The 21,651-nt window shown below is 58.5% G+C and carries 19 protein-coding genes; 8 read left to right on the top strand and 11 right to left on the bottom strand.

Annotated elements, in window-relative coordinates:
• Positions 1-160: 160 nt before the first annotated feature.
• The 3 genes from ptsH (at position 161) to crr (ending at position 2,851) form a co-directional block, all read left to right on the top strand.
• The gene (gene ptsH / locus C1Y42_RS18810; protein ID WP_007889063.1) at positions 161-418 is read left to right on the top strand and encodes a phosphocarrier protein Hpr; all 258 of its coding nucleotides are present in this window, start codon (positions 161-163) and stop codon (positions 416-418) included.
• 159 nt (positions 419-577) lie between these two features.
• Positions 578-2,305: a phosphoenolpyruvate-protein phosphotransferase PtsI gene (gene ptsI / locus C1Y42_RS18805; RefSeq protein WP_021508081.1), complete on the top strand. Its 1,728-nt coding sequence runs from the start codon at positions 578-580 to the stop codon at positions 2,303-2,305.
• A gap of 42 nt (positions 2,306-2,347) precedes the next feature.
• Positions 2,348-2,851: a PTS glucose transporter subunit IIA gene (gene crr, locus C1Y42_RS18800; RefSeq protein WP_010617547.1), complete on the top strand. Its 504-nt coding sequence runs from the start codon at positions 2,348-2,350 to the stop codon at positions 2,849-2,851.
• A 223-nt stretch (positions 2,852-3,074) separates the two neighbouring features.
• Here the strand turns inward: crr and C1Y42_RS18795 are convergent, their stop codons facing one another.
• The 10 genes from C1Y42_RS18795 to C1Y42_RS18750 all read right to left on the bottom strand — a co-directional run bounded on the left by C1Y42_RS18795 (position 3,075) and on the right by C1Y42_RS18750 (position 12,424).
• Positions 3,075-4,436: an ATP-binding protein gene (locus tag C1Y42_RS18795; protein ID WP_021508080.1), complete on the bottom strand. Its 1,362-nt coding sequence runs from the start codon at positions 4,434-4,436 to the stop codon at positions 3,075-3,077.
• Positions 4,433-5,113: a response regulator transcription factor gene (locus tag C1Y42_RS18790; protein ID WP_104094125.1), complete on the bottom strand. Its 681-nt coding sequence runs from the start codon at positions 5,111-5,113 to the stop codon at positions 4,433-4,435. The genes C1Y42_RS18795 and C1Y42_RS18790 overlap by 4 nt, the downstream gene beginning before the upstream one ends.
• 173 nt (positions 5,114-5,286) lie before the next feature.
• The gene (gene cysM, locus C1Y42_RS18785; protein WP_104094124.1) at positions 5,287-6,171 is read right to left on the bottom strand and encodes a cysteine synthase CysM; all 885 of its coding nucleotides are present in this window, start codon (positions 6,169-6,171) and stop codon (positions 5,287-5,289) included.
• 72 nt (positions 6,172-6,243) lie between these two features.
• Entirely contained in the window at positions 6,244-7,332 is a 1,089-nt protein-coding gene (gene cysA / locus C1Y42_RS18780) for a sulfate/thiosulfate ABC transporter ATP-binding protein CysA (RefSeq protein ID WP_058770811.1), read from the bottom strand.
• Complete coding sequence (gene cysW, locus C1Y42_RS18775; RefSeq protein WP_104094123.1) at positions 7,322-8,194, bottom strand: sulfate/thiosulfate ABC transporter permease CysW; 873 nt, start codon at positions 8,192-8,194, stop codon at positions 7,322-7,324. Before cysW ends, cysA begins: the two co-directional genes overlap by 11 nt.
• Positions 8,194-9,027, bottom strand: a complete 834-nt coding sequence (gene cysT, locus C1Y42_RS18770) for a sulfate/thiosulfate ABC transporter permease CysT (protein WP_021508075.1) — start codon at positions 9,025-9,027, stop codon at positions 8,194-8,196. Before cysT ends, cysW begins: the two co-directional genes overlap by 1 nt.
• Positions 9,027-10,043 carry a sulfate ABC transporter substrate-binding protein gene (locus tag C1Y42_RS18765; protein ID WP_058775688.1) on the bottom strand — a complete coding sequence of 339 codons (1,017 nt, stop codon included), beginning with the start codon at positions 10,041-10,043 and terminating at the stop codon, positions 9,027-9,029. Before C1Y42_RS18765 ends, cysT begins: the two co-directional genes overlap by 1 nt.
• A gap of 220 nt (positions 10,044-10,263) precedes the next feature.
• Entirely contained in the window at positions 10,264-11,166 is a 903-nt protein-coding gene (locus C1Y42_RS18760; RefSeq protein ID WP_021508073.1) for a Dyp-type peroxidase, read from the bottom strand.
• Positions 11,167-11,264: 98 nt separating this feature from the next.
• Positions 11,265-11,885, bottom strand: a complete 621-nt coding sequence (locus C1Y42_RS18755) for an RpoE-regulated lipoprotein (protein ID WP_104094122.1) — start codon at positions 11,883-11,885, stop codon at positions 11,265-11,267.
• Between the two features lie 113 nt (positions 11,886-11,998).
• Positions 11,999-12,424: a GNAT family acetyltransferase gene (locus C1Y42_RS18750; protein WP_021508071.1), complete on the bottom strand. Its 426-nt coding sequence runs from the start codon at positions 12,422-12,424 to the stop codon at positions 11,999-12,001.
• Between the two features lie 209 nt (positions 12,425-12,633).
• Here C1Y42_RS18750 and amiA point away from each other — a divergent pair, with 209 nt between their 5' ends.
• Both amiA and hemF read left to right on the top strand, forming a co-directional pair.
• Positions 12,634-13,491: an N-acetylmuramoyl-L-alanine amidase AmiA gene (amiA, locus tag C1Y42_RS18745; protein WP_021508070.1), complete on the top strand. Its 858-nt coding sequence runs from the start codon at positions 12,634-12,636 to the stop codon at positions 13,489-13,491.
• A gap of 47 nt (positions 13,492-13,538) precedes the next feature.
• Positions 13,539-14,459: an oxygen-dependent coproporphyrinogen oxidase gene (hemF, locus tag C1Y42_RS18740; protein ID WP_021508069.1), complete on the top strand. Its 921-nt coding sequence runs from the start codon at positions 13,539-13,541 to the stop codon at positions 14,457-14,459.
• A gap of 100 nt (positions 14,460-14,559) precedes the next feature.
• Here the strand turns inward: hemF and maeB are convergent, their stop codons facing one another.
• The gene (gene maeB / locus C1Y42_RS18735; protein WP_058775684.1) at positions 14,560-16,839 is read right to left on the bottom strand and encodes an NADP-dependent oxaloacetate-decarboxylating malate dehydrogenase; all 2,280 of its coding nucleotides are present in this window, start codon (positions 16,837-16,839) and stop codon (positions 14,560-14,562) included.
• A gap of 352 nt (positions 16,840-17,191) precedes the next feature.
• On the opposite strand from maeB, the gene tal reads away from it, so the two are divergent.
• From tal to ampH, 3 genes are all read left to right on the top strand, one after another.
• On the top strand, positions 17,192-18,142 hold the full coding sequence (gene tal / locus C1Y42_RS18730) for a transaldolase (protein ID WP_021508067.1): 951 nt from the start codon (positions 17,192-17,194) through the stop codon (positions 18,140-18,142).
• Positions 18,143-18,211: 69 nt separating this feature from the next.
• Complete coding sequence (tkt, locus tag C1Y42_RS18725) at positions 18,212-20,221, top strand: transketolase (protein ID WP_104094121.1); 2,010 nt, start codon at positions 18,212-18,214, stop codon at positions 20,219-20,221.
• A gap of 144 nt (positions 20,222-20,365) precedes the next feature.
• Positions 20,366-21,535, top strand: a complete 1,170-nt coding sequence (gene ampH / locus C1Y42_RS18720; protein WP_104094120.1) for a D-alanyl-D-alanine-carboxypeptidase/endopeptidase AmpH — start codon at positions 20,366-20,368, stop codon at positions 21,533-21,535.
• Positions 21,536-21,651: the final 116 nt, after the last annotated feature.

The raw sequence follows: 21,651 nt of genomic DNA, 5'->3' as shown, positions 1-21,651 counted from the left end.
GCAGCAGTTTTGATCCGTCATCGAAAAAATGACTTTTTCATTCAAGCGCATTTTTTGGTCAGCGTGATGCCGTACCAGCGCACCTACACAGGCTAAAGTTACGGCTCCAGGCTAGACTTTAGATCCATAACACCAAACCTGATAAAGTTGGGGAAATAGAATGTTCCAGCAAGAAGTTACCATTACCGCACCTAACGGCCTCCATACCCGTCCTGCAGCTCAGTTCGTGAAAGAAGCAAAGGCTTTCCAGTCTGAAATCACCGTTACTTCTAACGGCAAATCTGCCAGCGCGAAAAGCCTGTTCAAACTGCAGACTCTGGGTCTGACTCAGGGTACGGTTGTTACGCTTTCTGCAGAAGGTGAAGACGAGCAGCAGGCGGTTGAGCATCTGGTCAAACTGATGGCTGAACTGGAATAATTCCGCTCCGGCAAGCCATTAAACCGACTCCTTTGCCCCATTGAGTGCAATTATGTTGATCGCGGACAACCTGTCCGCGTTATTGCTTCCTTAGAGTACTGCTCCGCGACAGTGGCAACGCATTGGGTCAATGAGCCATCGTGATTAAAAGGTAGGGTTATGATTTCAGGCATTTTAGCATCACCGGGTATCGCTTTCGGCAAAGCACTGCTGCTGAAGGAAGACGAGATCGTCATCAGCCGTAAAAAGATTACTGACGACCAGGTTGAGCAGGAAGTTCAGCGCTTCCTCGACGGTCGCAGCAAAGCAGCCGGGCAGCTTGAAGCCATCCGTGTGAAAGCCGGTGAAACCTTCGGTGAAGAGAAAGCGGCGATCTTTGAAGGTCACATCATGCTGCTCGAAGACGAAGAGCTTGAGCAGGAAATCATCGACCTGATTAAAAAAGATCACGTAACCGCTGACGCCGCCGCCCACTCTGTGGTTGAAGGCCAGGCGAAAGCGCTGGAAGAGCTCGACGACGAATATCTGAAAGAGCGCGCGGCTGACGTACGTGACATCGGCAAGCGTCTGCTGCAGAACATTCTGGGTCTGCATATCGTTGACCTGAGCGCCATTGCTGACGAATCCATTCTGGTGGCGAAAGATCTGACGCCATCCGAAACCGCACAGCTGAACCTGAAAAAGGTGCTGGGCTTTATTACCGATCTGGGAGGCCGTACTTCACACACCTCGATTATGGCGCGTTCGCTGGAGCTGCCTGCGATTGTCGGCACCGGCAACGTGACCGCTACCGTGAAAAACGGTGATTTCCTGATTATCGATGGCGTGAACAACAAGATTTACGTCAATCCGACCGACGACGTGCAGGAAGAGCTGAAAGCGATTCAGACGCAGTATCTGTCTGAGAAGCACGAGCTGGCGAAACTGAAAGATCTGCCAGCGATTACGCTGGACGGACATCAGGTTGAAGTGTGCGCCAACATCGGTACCGTGCGTGATGTCGCCGGTGCTGAGCGCAACGGCGCGGAAGGTGTAGGTCTGTACCGTACTGAATTCCTGTTCATGGACCGCGATTCGCTGCCAAGCGAAGAAGAGCAGTTCCAGGCTTACAAAGCCGTGGCGGAAGCGATGGGTTCCCAGGCCGTGATCGTGCGTACCATGGACATCGGCGGCGACAAAGATCTGCCGTACATGAACCTGCCAAAAGAAGAGAACCCGTTCCTCGGCTGGCGTGCGATTCGTATCGCCATGGACCGCAAAGAGATTCTGCATGCCCAGCTGCGCGCCATTCTGCGTGCGTCTTCCTTCGGCAAACTGCGCATCATGTTCCCGATGATCATTTCGGTTGAAGAAGTGCGCTTCCTGAAGGCTGAGCTGGAGATGCTGAAGGCACAACTGCGTGAAGAAGGTAAAGCCTTTGATGAGTCCATTGAAGTGGGCATCATGGTGGAAACCCCGGCTTCAGCAGTGATTGCCCGCCATCTGGCGAAAGAAGTCGACTTCTTTAGTATTGGGACAAATGACCTGACGCAGTATACTCTGGCGGTCGATCGTGGTAATGATTTGATTTCACACCTCTATAACCCAATGACGCCATCTGTACTGGGCCTCATTAAGCAAGTGATCGACGCATCACATGCCGAAGGGAAATGGACCGGCATGTGTGGTGAGCTGGCTGGTGATGAACGTGCTACACTACTGTTACTGGGAATGGGGCTGGACGAATTCAGCATGAGTGCCATTTCAATCCCAAGCATCAAGAAGATCATTCGCAATACCAATTTCGAAGATGCGAAGGCACTGGCAGAGCAGGCTCTGGCTCAACCCACAGCGGAAGATTTGATGAACCTGGTGAACAAGTTCATCAAAGAAAAAACGCTCTGCTGATCCACGAGACGCTGGCCCCAAATTACTGCTTAGGAGAAGATCATGGGTTTGTTTTCTAAACTTTTTGGCGATAAATCAGAGAGCGCGTCAGGGACTATCGATATCGTTGCGCCTCTGTCAGGCGAAATCGTGAATATCGAAGACGTACCTGATGTGGTATTCGCAGAGAAAATCGTCGGTGATGGTATCGCCATCAAACCTACTGGCAACAAAATGGTTGCACCAGTGGATGGCACTATCGGCAAGATTTTCGAAACCAACCACGCGTTTTCTATCGAGTCTGATAACGGCATCGAACTGTTCGTGCACTTCGGTATCGACACGGTAGAACTGAAAGGTGAAGGCTTCAAACGCATCGCTGAAGAAGGCCAGAAAGTGAAAAAAGGCGATGTGGTGATCGAGTTTGATCTGCCGCTGCTGGAAGAGAAAGCCAAATCCACGCTGACCCCGGTCGTGATCTCGAATATGGATGAGATCAAAGACCTGGTGAAACTCTCCGGTCAGGTTACCGTGGGCGAAACGCCGGTTATCCGCATCAGGAAGTAAACCGCGCTGATTGCGTGAAAACGGCACCCAATGGGTGCCGTTTTTGTTTGCCTGCTGCTCACCGCGCTCTGGCATTCGTTGCGGTCGGTCAGCGTGGCGGGGCAGATCGTAAAGACGGCATAAACCATCCCTGGGCCTCGGCCCGCGCCGTCCATGGCGCGGGACGCTTTACTCCTCTGCCCCGCCACGCCGACCGCCTGATGCTTCGGTGTACGCGGTTAGATTACGCCTGCTTCCAGCGCGGCAGCCGCAGTGTCACTTCCAGCCCGCCTTCCGGACGATTCACTGCCTGAACTTCGCCGTGATGGGCCAGAACCACTTTGCGCACGATCGACAGCCCCAGCCCGTAACCTTTGCCCATCAGCGGCGAATTCACCCGAACGAACGGATCGAAGATACTCGACAGCTTCTCATCATCCACGCCCGGCCCCTGATCGCGCACGCGAATCGCCAGCCACTGATTCTCCGCCTGCAACTGCACGCTAATATGCTGCCCCTGATGCGAGAAACGCAGCGCGTTGCGCAGCACGTTCTCCACGCCGCGGCGGATTAGCTCAGCATTACCGCGCACGGTGTAATCCGCGTTCTCATCCACCAGAAAATCTACGTGCACACCGGGGATCTGCGCTTCGTAGCGCACATCGGTTACCACCGCATGCAGCAGGCCGGTCAGGTCAAAATACTGCTCGCCAGGCATGCTCTCATGCTCAGCGCGCGACAGCGTCAGCAGTTCGCCGATCATCTTATCCAGGCGGCGCGCCTCCTCGTCGATGCGATTGAGTGAGGATGCTACCGACTCCGGCGTCTGGCGCGCCAGACCGGTGGCTAACTGCAGGCGCGCCAGCGGGGAGCGCAGCTCGTGGGAGATATCATGCAGCAGCTCTTCACGCGCTTTCACCAGCGTATCCAGCCGCTCCACCATCGCATCAAAATCCTGGGCCACAATCGACAGCTCATCATGGCGGCGGCGCATCACCGGATAGAGCCGCACCGACAAATCACCGCGCGACACGCGGGCAAACCCCTCGCGCAGCTGACGCATTGGCCGCGTCAGGTTCCACGCCAGCAGCAGACTAAACAGCAGCCCCAGCGCGCCGGCAAAGGTAAACATCGGCTCGGGGATATTCAGAATACGACGCGGGCCTCCGCCGCCCATTGAACTGTCTTCACGCAGCCCTTTGACGTCATAGCGCAGTTCGTACTCTTTACCGTCAGCCCCCTTCACCCAGCGCACAATCACCTGCGGAAACGGGCCGTGAAACGGCTGATTAAAGGTCTCCGGCGGCGCATTGTCCGGCGTAGTGGCCGGTCTGGCGTGCTGAATCACCGAGAAAAACTGGCGATCGTTCGGCTCCCAGTCGGCCATCATATCGTCGAGCGAGCTGGGACCGCCGCGCTCCAGTACCGACACCGCCGAAGCCATTTGCAGATTAACGATCCGACGCACCGCCACAATCTCCGGCGGCTCGTGACGGTTTCCTGACAAGGTAAAGCCCAGCCACAGCAGCTGGCTGATAATCACAAACACAATCCAGAAGCCCAGCAGGATCTTCCAGAACATGCGGCCACGGTAGCTGTGTTTCATCGAATGCGATAACCAATGCTGCGCACGGTTTCAATATTCACGCTGTCTGCGGTCAGCGCAGCCAGCTTCTGGCGGATGTTGCTGATGTGCACATCCACGCTGCGATCGTAAGCTTCACGCGGACGGCCCAGCCCCTTTTCCGACAGCTCATCTTTGGACACCACGCGGTCCGGTGCGCGCAGCAGCAGATCCAGCAGATTGAACTCAGACGCGGTGAGATCAAAAGTTTTGCCCTGCCACTCCGTAATACGCGTGGCCGGGTTCAGGCTGAGATCGCCCCAGCGCAGGACCTCTTTCTTATCCGGCACCGGTGCCTGATCTTCAAAGCGACGCAGCACCGCGCGCAGACGCGCCACCAGCTCGCGCGGATAGCAGGGTTTGGGGACGTAGTCATCCGCGCCCATCTCCAGACCGATAACGCGATCAATATTGTCGCCCTTCGCCGTCAGCATAATCACCGGCAGGCGGCTGTTCTGCCGCACCTGACGCAGCACATCAATACCGCTCATATCCGGCAGCATGATGTCGAGAATCATCGCGGTGTAGTGTCCGGATAACGCCCCTTCAATCCCGGCGCTGCCGGTCAGCACCAGCTGGGTTTCAAAACCTTCGGCAATCAGGTACTGGCTCAGCATGGTGCCAAGTTCAACATCGTCATCAACAAGCAGGATTTTCATCTTTTTCTCTCGTACAAAATTGCCGCTATTTTGTCCTGAGTGCCGCGGGAAAGCAGCCGGTTTTACGCGATCCTTACAGTGACCGCGTCAGAACATGCTTAGGGAGACTATAGACAAAAATGGCCCGTACGCCGCGTCACAGGGCGCACGAAGCCAGAAACAGGCGGGGGGAACTAGCGGTGAAAAACGCCGGTGGAGAGATAGCGATCGCCGCGATCGCAGACAATGGCGACAACCACACTGCCCGGTTGCGCTTTGGCGATGCGTAATGCGCCCGCTACCGCACCGCCCGAACTGACGCCGCAGAAAATGCCTTCACGCTGCGCCAGCGCGCGCATGGTCTCTTCCGCTTCCTGCTGCGCCATATCCATCACCTCATCCACCAGCTCCGGACGATAAATGCCGGGCAGATAGGCCGCCGGCCAGCGCCGGATGCCGGGAATGCTACTGCCTTCCTGCGGCTGCAGACCCACCACTTTTACCGCCGGGGCAAACTCTTTCAGATAGCGTCCGACGCCGCTGATGGTGCCGGTGGTGCCCATGCTGGAGACAAAATGCGTCATACGACCGTGGCTTTGCTGCCAGATCTCCGGACCGGTGGTGAGATAATGACCGAGTGGGTTGTCGGGATTATTAAACTGATCCAGCACCTTACCTTCGCCGCGCTGTGCCATGGCCTGCGCCAGATCGCGCGCGCCCTCCATGCCCTGCTCGCGGGTCACCAAAACCAGCTCAGCCCCGTAGGCGCGCATCGCATCCTGACGCTCCTGGCTCATGTTCTCCGGCATCAGCAGGCGTAACCGGTAGCCTTTCAGCGCGGCAATCATCGCCAGCGCAATGCCGGTATTGCCGCTGGTGGCCTCAATCAGCGTGTCGCCGGGCTGGATTTCACCCCGCAACTCAGCGTGGTGGATCATCGACCAGGCCGCGCGATCTTTCACCGAACCTGCCGGATTGTTGCCTTCCAGCTTAAGCCAGATTTCGCTGCCGTTATCCGGCGTCAGGCGCTGCAACTTAATCAGCGGCGTATTGCCGATGGTATTTTCCAGAGTGGTCACGGTGTCATTCCAGCCGAAAGGAGTACAAATAAATCGGGCGGGAAAATCCCGCCCGAAGGAGTGACAAAAATATCAGGCGCTTTCGGCAAAGGCAACCGGGCGCAGCGGCGTGGTGCCCTGGTAGATACGCGCCTGTTGCAGACCAACAAACAGCCGTTCGCCGCGGATCGGCGCCGTCTGTTCACCGGCGAATACCACCGAGATTGGCTCGCTCTGCCAGCCGACGGGCTGAACCACCAGCTGCCAGAAGTGGCCACGCGGACTGATCTCCAGCACCTGCACCGGCAACGGCGTCTCCAGGCTACTCTGGCGTGACACGTCCACTTCCCACGGACGCAGGAACAGCTCCACGTCGCCCTGATGCGCTGGCGTATAGCCCAGCGGCCAGCGATGCGCGCCCACATGGAACTGCGAGCCGTGCACTTCGCCGTCAAAGCGGTTCACTTCGCCGAGGAACTCCAGCACGAAGCGGGTCGCGGGTTCACGCCATACGTCATCCGGTGCGCCCACCTGCTCAATATTGCCCTGACTCATTACCACCACGCTATCCGCCACTTCCATCGCTTCTTCCTGGTCGTGGGTCACAAACACGCTGGTAAATTTCAGCTCTTCATGCAGCTGACGCAGCCAGCGGCGTAGCTCTTTACGCACCTGGGCATCCAGCGCGCCAAAGGGTTCGTCCAGCAGCAGAATCTGCGGCTCAACCGCCAGCGCACGCGCCAGCGCCACGCGCTGTTTCTGTCCACCGGAGAGCTGTGCCGGGTAACGGTTGGCCAGATGTGCCAGCTGTACCATCTCCAGCAGACGGGTAACGCGCTGCTTAATTTCGGCGCTGTTCGGACGCTCGCGGCGCGGCAACACCGTCAGACCAAAGGCGATGTTGTCGAACACCGTCATATGGCGGAACAGCGCATAGTGCTGAAACACAAAGCCGACCTGACGATCCCGCGCGTGCGTGCGGCTGACGTCTTTGCCATGAAAATGGATCTGCCCGCTGTTCTGGTGCTCCAGCCCGGCGATAATGCGCAGCAGCGTGGTTTTACCTGAACCGGACGGTCCGAGCAGCGCCACCATCTTGCCGGAAGGAATATCCAGAGAGATATCGTTCAGCACCGGCGTGCGGCCAAATGCTTTATTAATGTGTTTAATCTCAATGCTCATGATTTTCCTCCTGTTGGCGCTTCTGCTGATGCTCTAATCGCCACTGCACCACGCTTTTCAGAAACAGCGTCACAATTGCCATCAGGGTCAGCAGCGCGGCGGCGGTAAAAGCGCCCACGGTGTTGTAATCCTGATGCAGTAATTCAACCTGTAAAGGTAAGGTATAGGTTTCGCCGCGAATCGAGCCGGACACTACCGATACCGCACCAAATTCGCCGATGGCGCGCGCGTTGGTCAGCACCACGCCGTACAGCAGCGCCCAGCGAATGTTTGGCAGCGTTACGCGGCGGAACATCTGCCAGCCAGACGCGCCCAGCAGCACGGCGGCTTCATCTTCGTGGCTGCCCTGGCTCAGCATCACCGGCACCAGCTCGCGCACCACAAACGGACAGGTGACGAAAATCGTTGCCAGCACCATACCCGGCCAGGCAAACATCACCTGAATGTTGTGCGCATCAAGCCAGCCGCCAGCCGGGCCGTTCACGCCCCAGAACAACAGATACATCAGACCGGCCACCACCGGCGACACGGCAAACGGAATATCAAACAGGGTCAGCAGCAGCTGGCGACCGGGGAAAGTGAAGCGCGTCACCAGCCAGGCCAGCAGCGTGCCGAACACCAGGTTAACCGGCACGGTAATCAGCGCCACCAGCACCGTCAGCCAGATAGCATGCAGCATGTCACCATCCTGCAGGTTGCTAAAAGCCTTGCCGATGCCCTGTCCCAGCGCCTCCCAGAAGATGGAGATCATCGGCACCACCAGCAGGCCAATCGATACCAGCACGCCAATGCCGATCAGCAGCCATTTGCCCCAGTTCACCGGCTGACGCTCGGCATGATTGATCTGTGAAATCTCAGCCATCAGTGACCTCCCAGACGGCGGCCAAAGCGGCTCTGCAGAGTGTTAATCGCAAACAGCAGCAGCAACGATGCCGCGAGGATCACCGAAGCGATGGCGCTGGCGGCCGGATAATCAAACTCCTGCAGGCGAACAAAAATCATCAGCGAGGTCACTTCAGTTTTCCAGGCGATGTTGCCAGCGATAAAGATCACCGCGCCAAATTCACCGAGGCTGCGGGTAAACGACAGCGCGGTCCCGGCCAGCAGCGCCGGCGCGACTTCCGGCAGCACCACGCGCCGGAAACTCTGCCACGGCGTGGCACCGAGGGTTTCCGCCGCTTCCTCATACTCCGGGCCTAACTCTTCCAGCACCGGCTGCACGGTACGCACCACAAACGGAATGCTGGTGAAAGCCATCGCCACCGCGATACCGAGCCAGGTGTAAGACACTTTGATATCAAAATGTGCCAGCCACTGACCGTACCAGCCGTTAACCGAAAACAGCCCGGCCAGCGTCAGACCGGCCACCGCCGTCGGCAGCGCAAACGGCAGGTCCATCAGGCCATCCAGCAGCGTACGGCCGGGAAAGCGATAGCGGGTCAGAATCCACGCCATCAGCATGCCAAACACCGCGTTAAACAGAGAGGCCACGCCCGCTGACAGCAGCGTAACTTTATACGCTGCCACCAGCTGCGGATTGCTGATCACCTGCCAGTACTGCGCCAGCGTCATCTGCGACAGCTGCATGATCAGCGCGCTGATCGGCAGCAGCAGAATCAGGCAGGTAAACAGCAGGCTGGTGCCAAGGCTGAGACCAAAACCGGGCAGAACGCGTTTCTGTGCAGAAGCCAACATCAGCCGCGCCCCGCTGCCAGTAATTTATCCAGCTCACCGCCGCTGGCGAAATGGGTTTTCATCACCTGCGGCCAGCCGCCAAACGCGTCATTAACATTGAACAGCGCAGTCTGCGGGAAGCGATCTTTCTGCTCCGCCATCAGCTGCGGGTTGTTCACGCGATAGTAAAATCCGGTGATGATTTTCTGTGCCTGCGGCGTGTAGAGGTAGTTAAGATAGGCTTTCGCCGCTTCCGCCGTGCCATTGTGTTCGACGTTTTTATCGACCCACGCGACCGGGAATTCAGCAAGAATGTTGGTTTTCGGCACAATCACTTCGTATTGGTCTTTACCGTACTGGTTACGGATATTGTTCACTTCCGACTCAAAGCTGATCAGCACATCACCCAGCCCGCGCTCGGCAAAGGTGGTGGTGGCACCACGGCCGCCGGTATCAAACACTTCGACGTTTTTCAGGAACTTCGTCATAAACGCTTCAGTTTTGGCCTGATCTTTGCCATCCGCCTGGTCGGCAGCGCCCCACGCGGCCAGATAGGTGTAACGGCCGTTACCGGAGGTTTTCGGATTCGGGAAAATCAGTTTCACATTATCGCGCGCCAGATCGGCCCAGTCGTGAATCTGCTTTGGATTCCCCTTGCGCACCAGGAACGCCATGGTGGAATAAAACGGTGAGCTGCTGTTAGGCAGACGGCTCTGCCAGTCGGCCGGGATCAGGTTGCCTTTGTCGTGCAGCACCTGCACATCGGTCACCTGATTATAGGTCACGACATCAGCACGCAGCCCCTGCAGAATGGCCAGCGCCTGTTTTGAGGAGCCCGCATGTGACTGTTTAATGGTCAGCTTGTCGTCAGGGTGCGCCGCGTCCCACTGCTGTTCAAACGGCGCATTCAGGGCAACAAACAGTTCACGTGACACATCGTAAGAGCTGTTAAGCAGCTCTGTTGCCTGTGCCGCGCCCGCTAAACTCAGCGACAGCGCTATACCGCCAAGCCATTTTTTCGAAACCGAACGTGTCATGCTGCACCCTGAGAAATGGAGTTCGAGCCTATGCCATTAGATGCTGTCAGTGTATTTATAACTCTGGCGAAAGCTGTAACGGTTTTATATATCGTTTAGGGATTTCAAAGTCTAAAAAGGCATAAGCCAGCGGCAGAGTTTATGCGCAGGGCGGGATTAACTGAGCCGCGTCAAGCGGGGATGTGGTGCGCACGGCGGCGCACCGGTAAAACGCGATGGATTAACGTGACAGCGCCTGCAGCGCCGTCAGCGAAGGGGCAAAGAAGTAGCTGCCGCTCACCGGTTTGGTGAACCGTAACATGGCATCCATCTTGCCGTCGCGCTCGCCAAACATGCTCAGCAGCTGCTGCTCAATGTTATACAGGCGATGGCAGTACGAAATAAAATAGAGACCGTGGCGTCCGCTGGCGGTGCCGTACGGCAGGCTCTGGCGCAGAATCTTCAGGCCTTTGCCCGCTTCTTTCAAATCCACGCGGCTCAGGTGCGACGTCGCTGGCCGCTGATCGCCCGGCAGCTCTTCATTATCCTGTTTGGTGCGGCCAATAATCGCTTCCTGCTTATCAATCGCCAGCCGGTTGAACTGCGGCAGATTGTGCTCCCAGCGCTGGGTAAACACGTAGCTGCCGCCGGCATCCGGGCCGTCAGCAATGATCGCCACCTGCTGGCGCGCCTCGCCCTGCGGGTTTTCGGTGCCATCAACAAAACCGGAAAGATCGCGATCCTCGACCCAGCGGAAACCGTGCGTCTCTTCTTCAATGGCGACCGCGCCGGCAAACGCCGTCAGCGCCGCCTGCGCCAGCGAAAAGTTCACGTCGTGACGCAGCGACTGAATATGGATCAACAGATCGCGCTGGGTCGCCGGTGCCGCACCTTTGCCGAGCGGCGTGAAAGCTTTGAGTTCGGGAGCTGAGTCGGTGCCCTGCAGATCGCGCCACAGCGCATCACCAAAGGCGATGACCGCACCAAGACCGGCGTCCGGGAATTGCTGCTGCAGCGCAGCCAGCTGTTGCAGAAAGGCGTGGCAACCCTGACGCAGCGCAGCGAGGTCGCCGGTGGCGCGGGCTTCCAGCCAAATGGCGAAACGGCGGTGCTCCAGCAGGATCCCGCTCTGAAACTGAGACATGACAATGCTCTCCGGCATAAAAGTTAACGGCGTTTTTTCGCCGGTATCATACCGGAAAGCCCTGCGCAGAAGATGCGTTAACGCAATTTTTTCGCCAGTTAATGCTGCCAGACGATCTTACTGATTTTCCAGCTTTTTAACGTATCGTCCGACGGCATCAGCCCGGTCGGACCGTGCCACTCGCCGCTGTAGATATAGGCGATATGCTGACTACCCGGCGCGCGGCACTCAACATCGCGCACATCCAGCCCGGCAACCATTTTGCAGTTATCAAACGCTTTGCTGAATTTATCGCTGAACGCATCACCGATTTTACTGCCGTCGGCGCTGCGTGCGTCGCTATCGAGCACTTCAATGCGCTCGACGCTGCGCTGGCCATTGATCACCAGCTTAACCTTACCGTCATCCAGCGCCTGCCAGAAATCCACCACCTGCCCGTTCTGCGTGCGCATGCCCTGACGCAGCTGATAATCATTGTTCAGCGCGGCGCTAATGGCGGACTCCGACATTGCCGTGTTGCTGTTCAGCCCGGCGACGCCCTGCTCGGTGACGGTGAGCGAACTGCCAAACCAGCTGAACGGATTGAGCGCCGACCAGTGATAGCTGAGCGGATTGTACCAGTGACTTTCGCTGGTGCTGGCAGGGGAAGATGAACCGGAACTGGCGCAACCGGCCAGCACCAGGGCGCTGACCAGCAGGGCGGGACGAACAACTTTCATGCAAACTCCTTTCTTTTGTGCCGACTGGCGTGCCTGTTGGAGTCGCAAACCGGCAAAAAGTTTATTCGCGGTGCTGCATGGCGGGCAGAAACCCGGCCGCGCGCCGCGTGGAATCAGTATTCGCGGTCTTCAATCAGGCGTTTGCCCAGCAGCAGCGAGTCGACCGGCTCGTAATCCAGCTTCTCATAGAAAGCCACCACCTGATCGTTCTCTTCGCGCACCATCAGATGGATTTTCGGGCAACCGCGCGCAATCAGCTTTTTCTCCAGCCTGTTCATCAGCGCATTGGCAAATCCCCGGCCCTGATAATCAGGATGCACCGCCAGATAATAGGCAGAGCCGCGATGACCATCGTAGCCGCCCATCAGCGTGCCCACGACCTCGCCGCCTACTTCAGCCACCAGAAACAGCTCCGGGTCATGGTTCATTTTGCGTTCGATGTCGAGTTCCGGATCGTTCCACGGCCGTAACAGATCGCAACGCTCCCAGAGCGTAATGACTTCTTCAAAATCTTCCTGGCGGAAGGAGCGGATTTCCATCGGCGTTACCCTGCAATGAGGCACAATTCGCTGATTATCACGCATTCTTTGCCAGGCGCAACCCTCGCAGGGCGCAACGGCTGAAAAAAACGGCTAAATAGCGATTCGCGGCCTGAAATACAAAGTAATGTCCTGAAATGGTTCGGCAGTCGCCGCCGGACGGCGCTTAGGCTATAACACGGGGCAGGTTTACTCTCAGGGACATGTTAATGAACAAGATTTCACTGCTGCGGCGCCTGACTAATCGCCGCCAGCTGATCCTCTCCGGCCTGGCGCTGGCGGTGCTGTCGCCGCGCGCCGTTCAGGCGCAGGAAACGCGCGCGGCAGTGCCCGTCAGCGCACGCCATACACCGCCGAAACCGGCCACCAGCGGCAAGCGCATTGTGATGATCGATCCCGGTCACGGCGGCATTGATTCTGGCGCGGTGGGTCAGGAAGGCTCAGAAGAGAAGCACATCGTACTGGAGATCGCCAACACCGTGCGCACACTGCTGCAGAACCATCCGAAGGTGGAAGTGCGGCTGACGCGCGACAGCGACCACTTCATTCCGCTCTACCAGCGCGTGGAGATTGCGCATCAGCACGGCGCCAACCTGTTTATGTCGATTCACGCCGACGGCTACACCAGCCCGGAAGCCAACGGGGCATCAGTGTTTGCCCTCTCCAATCGCGGTGCCAGCAGCGCCATGGCGCGCTATATGTCGCAGCGCGAAAACGATGCCGATAAAGTGGGCGGCGCGGCGGTACAGGAAAAAGATAATTACCTTAACCAGATCCTGTTCGACCTGGTGCAGACCGATACCATTCGCAACAGCCTGACGCTGGGTAAACACGTGCTGGACCAGATTCGTCCGGTGCATCACCTGCACAGCCAGCACACCGAGCAGGCGGCGTTCGCAGTGTTAAAATCCCCGTCCATTCCGTCGGTGCTGGTGGAAACCTCGTTTATCACCAACCCGCGTGAAGAACAGCTGTTGGGCACCACGGCGTTTCGCCAGAAAATTGCCCGGGCGATTGCTGACGGTATCGTCAATTACTTTGATGAGTACGATCGTCGCCAGGCCTGATAGCGTTTTGTGCTAGAATCGCGGCAAATTTTTGCAATGAGTGAGCCATGAGCAATCCCGATATTTCGCGCGTCAAAGCCTATCTGCTGGCGCTGCAGGATGATATTTGCGCCGGTCTGGCGGCGGAAGACGGCAGCGCCAGCTTTGCCGAAGACACCTGGCAACGCCCCGGCGGCGGCGGCGGACGCAGCCGCGTGCTGCGTAATGGCAAGGTGTTCGAGCAGGCTGGGGTTAATTTCTCCCATGTGTATGGCGAGCAGATGCCCGCCTCAGCCACCGCGCACCGCCCGGAGCTGGCGGGCCGCAGCTTCGAAGCGATGGGCGTGTCGCTGGTGGTACACCCGGAAAATCCGTATGTGCCAACCAGCCACGCCAACGTGCGCTTTTTCATTGCCGAAAAGCCGGGCGCCGATCCGGTCTGGTGGTTTGGTGGCGGTTTCGATCTCACCCCTTATTACGGTTTCACAGAAGATGCCCGGCACTGGCATCAGACCGCGTTCGATCTTTGCCAGCCGTTTGGCGACGACGTCTATGCGCGCTACAAAAAGTGGTGTGACGACTATTTCTACCTGAAACACCGCAACGAGCAGCGCGGCATTGGCGGCCTGTTTTTTGATGATTTGAATACGCCGGATTTTGACCACTGCTTTGATTTCATGCAGGCGGTCGGCAACGGTTTCATGCAGGCCTACCAGCCGATTGTGGCAAAGCGCAAAGAACTGGCGTGGGGCGAACGCGAGCGTCAGTTCCAGCTTTACCGCCGTGGCCGCTACGTTGAGTTCAATCTGGTGTGGGATCGCGGCACGCTGTTCGGTCTGCAGACCGGCGGTCGCACCGAATCGATTCTGATGTCGATGCCGCCGCTGGTGCGCTGGGAATATGATTATCAACCCGCTGACGACTCCCCGGAAGCCGCGCTGACCCGCGATTTTCTGCCGGTGCAGGATTGGCTGGGGCTGGAAAAATAAGCCAGGTGCGCATTCATGCGCACCCTGCGGAATAACCCGATAAAACGCGCCCCCGTGGGGTCGCCCTTCAGGGCGACCGGGTATCAGGCCAGCTTGCCGGTCACAACGGCTCGGTCTGCGCCTCCACCACCGCCAGCGCCACCATGTTAACAATGCGCCGCACCGAGGCGATGCGCGTCAGCACATGCACCGGCTTGCGGATGCCCATCAGCACCGGCCCCACCGTCACCCCTTCCGAACAGGACACGCGCAGCAGGTTGTAGCTGATGCGTGCGGCCTCAACGTTCGGCATGATCAGCAGATTAGCGGTACCTTTCAGCGGGCTGTCCGGCATCAGCTCGCGACGAATACTCTCCACCAGCGCTGCATCGCCGTGCATCTCGCCATCAATTTCCAGTTCCGGCGCTCGCTGCTGAATCAGCGCCAGCGCCTCGCGCATCTTCCGCGCGCCGGGTGCGTTCGAAGTGCCAAAACTGGAGTGCGACAGCAGCGCCACGCGCGGCTCGATGCCGAAACGCCGCACGGTTTCTGCCGCCAGCAGCGTGATATCCGCCAGCTGCTCAGCGCTGGGATCCTCATTCACATAGGTATCGGCAATAAATGTGTTGCCGCTCGGCAGCAGCAGCGCGTTCATCGCCCCGGCGACCTTGACGTCATCGCGGAAGCCAAACACCTTCTCCACCACGTCATAATGTTCGCGGTAGTCGCCGATGGTACCGCAAATCATCGCGTCCGCTTCGCCGCGATGCACCATGATGGCGCCGATCAGCGTGGGATTGCCAATCACCGCGCGCTGGGCGGTTTCCGGCGTAACGCCGCGCCGCTTCATCAGCTGATAATATTCATTCCAGTACTCCTTAAAGCGCGGATCGGACTCGTTGTTCACGATCTCAAAATCACGCCCGGCCTCGATTTTCAGCCCCTGCTTCTGCAAACGCATGGCAATCACGTTGGGACGGCCAATCAGGATCGGCTTCGCCAGCCCGAGCGACACCAGCTCCTGAGTGGCGTGCAGCACCCGCACCTCTTCGCCTTCCGCCAGCACCACGCGCTGCGGCGCTTTGCGCGCCTGCGAGAAGATCGGCTTCATGAACAGATTGGTTTTATACACGAACTCGGTGAGCTGCTCGCGGTAGGCGTCAAAGTCAGCAATTGGTCGCGTCGCCACGCCGGAATCCATCGCCGCTCTGGCGACGGCCGGGGCTATCTGCACAATCAAACGCGGATCGAACGGTTTGGGAATCAGGTATTCCGGGCCAAAGCTCAGATCCTGATCGTCGTAAGCGGACGCCACCACGTCGCTCTGTTCCGCCTGCGCCAGGGCGGCAATCGCATGCACCGCCGCCAGCTTCATCTCTTCGTTGATGGCGGTGGCACCGACGTCCAGCGCGCCGCGGAAGATGAACGGGAAGCACAGCACGTTATTCACCTGATTAGGGAAATCCGAGCGCCCGGTACAGATAATCGCATCCGGCCGCACCTGCTTCGCCAGCGGCGGCATGATCTCCGGCTCCGGATTGGCCAGCGCCAGAATCAGCGGATTTGGTGCCATCTTCTGCACCATCTCTGGCGTCAGCGCTTTCGGACCGGAGCAGCCGAGAAAAATATCCGCGCCGCCAATCACCTCATCCAGCGTGCGTGCCCCGCTATCTTCCACGGCATAGGCGGCTTTGGTCGGCGTCATATCCGCTTCGCGATCGCGGTAAATCACGCCTTTCGAATCACACACCACGATATTTTTCTGCTGCATGCCAAGCGCCACCAGCAGATTGAGGCAGGCAATGGCTGACGCGCCAGCACCCGACACCACCAGCCGCACGTCGGCAATCGCCTTATTCACGATGCTCAGGCCGTTAAGCACTGCCGCGGTACAGATGATGGCGGTGCCGTGCTGATCGTCATGAAACACCGGAATCTGCATGCGCTGCCGCAGCTGCTGCTCAATGTAAAAACACTCCGGCGCTTTAATGTCCTCAAGGTTGATGCCGCCGAACGTCGGTTCCAGCGCGGCGATCACCTCAATCAGCTTATCCGGGTCGTGCTCGTCGATTTCGATGTCGAACACATCAATGCCGGCAAACTTTTTGAACAGCACGCCCTTGCCTTCCATCACCGGCTTACCGGCCAGCGCACCGATATTGCCGAGCCCCAGCACCGCCGTGCCGTTGGAGATCACCGCCACCAGGTTGCCGCGCGCGGTGTATTTGTGCGCTGCCAGCGGATCGGCCGCAATTTCCAGGCAGGGCGCCGCCACGCCGGGCGAATAGGCCAGCGCCAGATCGCGCTGCGTCGCCAGCGGCTTGGTGGGTGACACCTGAATTTTTCCGGGGGTGGGATATTGGTGAAAATCGAGCGCGCTTTGCTTCAGTTGATCGTCCATCAGACATCCTTTTGCACGGCTGAAAAGCCCTCAGTATAAGAACGCGCAGCGCAAAAGAGGGTGAAGGCGCTCAAAGAACGCACAGTCGCCACGGCACGGATTGCCACGGCTTCGCCTGCGGCTTTGGGACAGCCTGCTATGCTTAAGGGTGGCAAAACGCGGAGCTGAACCGATCAGGCAGGCCTGACTGACAGAAAAGCGCCCCGACGTCACAATCAGAGAAAACGCATTTTCTTCATCTGGCGTCTGTTGCACTGTGTGGAACCTCCCTTCCCCGATAAGGGCGCACCTAAGACGATGACTGCCCGGGTGCCTGTTTTGCCCACATTATTGCTAATCAAGGAGTTAAGCGATGAACCAGCTAGATGCATTAAAACAGTTCACCACCGTGGTGGCGGACAGCGGCGATATCGAATCCATTCGCCATTACCATCCGGAAGATGCCACCACTAACCCATCCCTGATCCTCAAAGCTGCCGGCCTCGACGCTTACAAACACCTGATTGATGACGCCATTGAGTACGCGAAAAAACAGGGCGGCAGCAAAGAGACGCAAATCATCAACGCCAGCGATAAAGTGGCGATCAACCTCGGTATGGAAATTCTGAAAAGCGTACCGGGCCGTGTTTCGACCGAAGTGGATGCGCGCCTCTCTTTCGATCGTGGCATGTGTGTGACCAAAGCGGAGAAGCTGGTCCGCCTGTATGAAGAGAACGGCATCGACCGCTCACGTATTCTGATCAAACTGGCGTCCACCTGGGAAGGCATCAAAGCGGCGGAAGAGCTGGAGAAGAACGGCATCAACTGTAACCTGACGCTGCTGTTCTCCTTCGCCCAGGCGCGCGCCTGTGCCGAAGCCGGCGTATTCCTGATTTCGCCGTTTGTCGGCCGAATCTACGACTGGTACAACACGCGCAAACCGCTCGACCCGTATGTGGTCGACGAAGACCCGGGCGTTAAATCGGTGCGTCGTATTTACGACTACTACAAAAAGCACCGTTACAACACCGTCATCATGGGTGCCAGCTTCCGTAAAGTGGAGCAGATTGTGGCGCTGGCCGGCTGCGATCGCCTGACCATCTCCCCGAACCTGCTGGAAGAGCTGGCCAATAGCGAAGCACCGGTGGAGCGCAAACTGGAGCCATCAACCGAGGGCTTCCACCAGCCGGCACCGCTCTCCGAAGCGGAGTTCCGCTGGGAGCATAACCAGGATGCGATGGCGGTGGAGAAACTGTCCGACGGTATCCGCCAGTTTGCCGTCGACCAGCAGAAGCTGGAAGACGTGCTGGCCGCCCGCCTGTAACCCTGAACTCACCTTCTGCCGGACGGGTTGCGGCCCGTCGGCTTTTGCCCAATTACAAGGGAGAACCCTATGTCTTCACGCAGAGAGTTGGCTAACGCGATCCGCGCCCTGAGCATGGATGCGGTACAGAAAGCAAATTCCGGCCACCCAGGTATGCCGATGGGCATGGCTGATATCGCCGAAGTGCTGTGGCGCGACTTCCTGAAGCACAACCCGACCAACCCGGCCTGGGCGGATCGCGATCGCTTCATTCTGTCTAACGGGCATGGCTCGATGCTGCTGTATAGCCTGCTGCATCTCACCGGCTATGATCTGCCGCTGGAAGAGCTGAAAAACTTCCGCCAGCTGCACTCAAAAACGCCGGGCCACCCGGAAATTGGCTACACGCCGGGCGTTGAAACCACCACCGGCCCGCTCGGCCAGGGGCTGGCCAACGCTGTCGGTCTGGCGATTGCCGAGCGCACGCTGGCGGCCCAGTTTAACCAGCCGGGCCATGATATCGTCGATCACTTTACCTATGTGTTTATGGGCGACGGCTGTCTGATGGAAGGCATCTCGCACGAAGTCTGTTCGCTGGCCGGCACGCTGGGCCTCGGCAAACTGATTGGCTTCTACGATCACAACGGTATCTCCATCGACGGCGAAACCGAAGGCTGGTTTACCGACGACACTCACAAGCGTTTTGAAGCTTATAACTGGCACGTGGTGGGCAGCGCCGAAGGCATCGACGGCCACGATCCGGACGCCATCGCGGCGGCCATCAAAGAAGCGCAAAGCGTCACCGACAAGCCTTCGTTGATCATCTGCCGCACGGTGATCGGCTTTGGCTCGCCAAACAAAGCCGGCAAAGAGGAGTCGCACGGGGCCGCACTGGGCGAAGAGGAAGTGGCGCTGACGCGTAAACAGCTCGGCTGGAACTACGGTCCGTTCGAAATCCCGCAGGATATTTATCAGCAGTGGGATGCCAGAGAAGCCGGGGCCGCGCAGGAGAAATCCTGGGAAGAGAAGTTCACGGCTTATCAGCAGGCGCATCCGCAGCTGGCGGACGAATTCAGCCGCCGCCTGAAGGGCGAAATGCCGGCTGACTGGGAAAGCAAAACCAGCCAGTTTATCCGCGATCTGCAGGCTAACCCGCAGAAGATCGCCAGCCGCAAAGCCTCACAGAACACGCTGGAAGCTTTCGGTAAACTGCTGCCGGAGTTCCTCGGCGGTTCCGCCGACCTCGCGCCCAGCAACCTCACCATCTGGTCCGGTTCGAAGCCGATCAAAGAGGATCACGCCGGTAACTACATTCATTACGGCGTACGCGAATTTGGCATGACGGCCATTGCCAACGGTATCGCGCATCACGGTGGCTTTGTGCCTTATACCGCCACCTTCCTGATGTTCGTGGAATACGCGCGTAACGCAGCGCGCATGGCCGCCCTGATGAAAGCGCGCCAGATTATGGTCTACACCCACGACTCAATTGGTCTGGGCGAAGATGGCCCGACGCACCAGCCGGTTGAACAGCTGGCCAGCCTGCGCGTGACGCCAAACTTCAGTACCTGGCGACCGTGCGATCAGGTCGAGACCGCCGTAGCGTGGAAAGCGGCGATTGAGCGCCATCACGGTCCGACCGCGCTAATTCTGTCGCGTCAGAACCTGCTGCAGCCGGAGCGCAGCGCGCAACAGGTAGAGAACATCGCGCGCGGTGGCTACATCCTCAAGGATTGTGACGGCACGCCGGACGTCATCCTGATTGCCACCGGTTCCGAAGTGGAGATCACGCTGGGCGCCGAAGCGAAACTCAGCGCCGACGGCCACAAGGTGCGCGTGGTGTCGCTGCCGAGCACTGACGTGTTTGATAAACAGGACGTGGCCTATCGTGAATCGGTGCTGCCTTCCACCGTGCGCGCGCGCGTGGCGGTTGAAGCCGGTATTGCCGACTACTGGTACAAATACGTCGGCATCGACGGCAAAATTGTCGGCATGACCACCTTCGGTGAATCGGCGCCAGCCGGCAAGCTGTTCCCGGCCTTTGGCTTTACCGTCGAGAACGTGGTGAGCCACGCCGAATCGCTGCTTAAACCTGCCTGAGTGTCTGGCCCTTTCCCGCTGCCAGGAGAGGGCCGTTTTATTTCACAGCCTGATACAGAAAAAAATCCGCCCCGCCCCCTTCCCGCTTTGCGCAAACTGATTACTATAGGTTTTCCTCCGATTCCTATAGCGGACGCTTTCCCGTTGAAAAAACGTACTCCTTTTTTACTGGCCTTAATGGTTGCCGTGCTGCCCTTTACCAGCGCGGCGCAGGTATCGCCCGATCCGCTGCTGGCCTCGCAGATTGTTGATCGCTATGCCGAACACATCTTTTACGGCAGCGGTGCGACCGGCATGGCGCTGGTGGCAATTGACGGTAACCAGCGCGTGTTCGCCAGCTTTGGCGAAACCCGTCCCGGCAATAATGTGCGTCCACAGCAGGACTCACTGATCCGTATCGCCTCGCTGAGCAAACTGATGACCAGCGAAGTGATGGTGAAGATGGCCGAGCGCGGCCAGATTCGCCTTGACGATCCGCTGAGCAAATACGCGCCGCCGGGCGCCCGGGTACCGACTTACAACGGCCAGCCGATTCGGCTGATCAATCTCGCCACCCACACCAGCAGCCTGCCGCGCGAGCAGCCGGGCGGCAAACCGCATCGTCCGGTGTTTGTCTGGCCAACCAAAGCGGATCGCTGGCAGTGGCTGCGTGGCGCGCAGCTAAAAGCCGCGCCAGGCACGCAGGCGGCTTACTCCAACCTCGCCTTCGATCTGCTGGGCGACGCGCTGGCTAAAGCCGCCGGTATGCCTTATCCGGCACTACTGCAGCAGCTGGTGACGCGTCCGCTCGGCATGAAGGACACCACCTTCACGCCATCACCGGACCAGTGTCAGCGCCTTATGATTGCCGAAAAAGGGGCCAGCCCGTGCAATAACACGCTGGCAGCCATCGGCAGCGGCGGCGTGTATTCCACGCCGGACGATATGGGACGCTGGATGCAGCAGTTCCTCAACTCGGCAGTCTCTCACCGCACGCCGCAGATTGATCGGCTGCAAACGCTGATTTACCGCCGCGACCAGCTGACCAAAGTGGAAGGCATGGATGTACCGGGACGCGCCGACGCGCTGGGTATGGGCTGGGTTTACATGGCACCGAAGGCGGGCCATCCGGGCATCATTCAGAAAACCGGCGGCGGCGGCGGCTTCATCACCTACATGGCGATGGTGCCACAGCACAACGTCGGCGTATTTGTGGTCGTGACGCGCTCGCCGCTGACCCGCTTCACCCCGATGAGCGATGGCGTCAACAACATGCTGGCTGAGCTGGTGGGCAACCAGACGGGATCACCGATGATGATCGGCAATATTCGCTAAGCCTTTGACCAACAGCTAGTGATTTCTTGCTGCGAACCCTCCCCTAAATCATTCGTGCTGCAGGAAGGCGGCAAGGATGGGCATCCCCGGGAGCTTACTCAGGTAAGTGACCGGGG

It is taken from the genome of Pantoea sp. ICBG 985, assembly GCF_002928365.1.
Lineage (GTDB): Bacteria > Pseudomonadota > Gammaproteobacteria > Enterobacterales > Enterobacteriaceae > Pantoea > Pantoea dispersa.
The sequence above is the reverse complement of the archived record's forward strand: the minus strand, read 5'-3'. Positions and strand labels throughout refer to the sequence as shown.

Bases quoted from the DNA above. Each gene is read 5' to 3' on its own strand.
- ptsH (WP_007889063.1), top strand. From the start codon at position 161: ATGTTCCAGCAAGAAGTTACCATTACCGCACCTAACGGCCTCCATACC.
- ptsI (WP_021508081.1), top strand. From the start codon at position 578: ATGATTTCAGGCATTTTAGCATCACCGGGTATCGCTTTCGGCAAAGCA.
- crr (WP_010617547.1), top strand. From the start codon at position 2,348: ATGGGTTTGTTTTCTAAACTTTTTGGCGATAAATCAGAGAGCGCGTCA.
- C1Y42_RS18795 (WP_021508080.1), bottom strand. From the start codon at position 4,436: ATGAAACACAGCTACCGTGGCCGCATGTTCTGGAAGATCCTGCTGGGC.
- C1Y42_RS18790 (WP_104094125.1), bottom strand. From the start codon at position 5,113: ATGAAAATCCTGCTTGTTGATGACGATGTTGAACTTGGCACCATGCTG.
- cysA (WP_058770811.1), bottom strand. From the start codon at position 7,332: ATGAGCATTGAGATTAAACACATTAATAAAGCATTTGGCCGCACGCCG.
- cysW (WP_104094123.1), bottom strand. From the start codon at position 8,194: ATGGCTGAGATTTCACAGATCAATCATGCCGAGCGTCAGCCGGTGAAC.
- cysT (WP_021508075.1), bottom strand. From the start codon at position 9,027: ATGTTGGCTTCTGCACAGAAACGCGTTCTGCCCGGTTTTGGTCTCAGC.
- C1Y42_RS18765 (WP_058775688.1), bottom strand. From the start codon at position 10,043: ATGACACGTTCGGTTTCGAAAAAATGGCTTGGCGGTATAGCGCTGTCG.
- C1Y42_RS18760 (WP_021508073.1), bottom strand. From the start codon at position 11,166: ATGTCTCAGTTTCAGAGCGGGATCCTGCTGGAGCACCGCCGTTTCGCC.
- C1Y42_RS18755 (WP_104094122.1), bottom strand. From the start codon at position 11,885: ATGAAAGTTGTTCGTCCCGCCCTGCTGGTCAGCGCCCTGGTGCTGGCC.
- C1Y42_RS18750 (WP_021508071.1), bottom strand. From the start codon at position 12,424: ATGGAAATCCGCTCCTTCCGCCAGGAAGATTTTGAAGAAGTCATTACG.
- amiA (WP_021508070.1), top strand. From the start codon at position 12,634: ATGAACAAGATTTCACTGCTGCGGCGCCTGACTAATCGCCGCCAGCTG.
- hemF (WP_021508069.1), top strand. From the start codon at position 13,539: ATGAGCAATCCCGATATTTCGCGCGTCAAAGCCTATCTGCTGGCGCTG.
- maeB (WP_058775684.1), bottom strand. From the start codon at position 16,839: ATGGACGATCAACTGAAGCAAAGCGCGCTCGATTTTCACCAATATCCC.
- tal (WP_021508067.1), top strand. From the start codon at position 17,192: ATGAACCAGCTAGATGCATTAAAACAGTTCACCACCGTGGTGGCGGAC.
- tkt (WP_104094121.1), top strand. From the start codon at position 18,212: ATGTCTTCACGCAGAGAGTTGGCTAACGCGATCCGCGCCCTGAGCATG.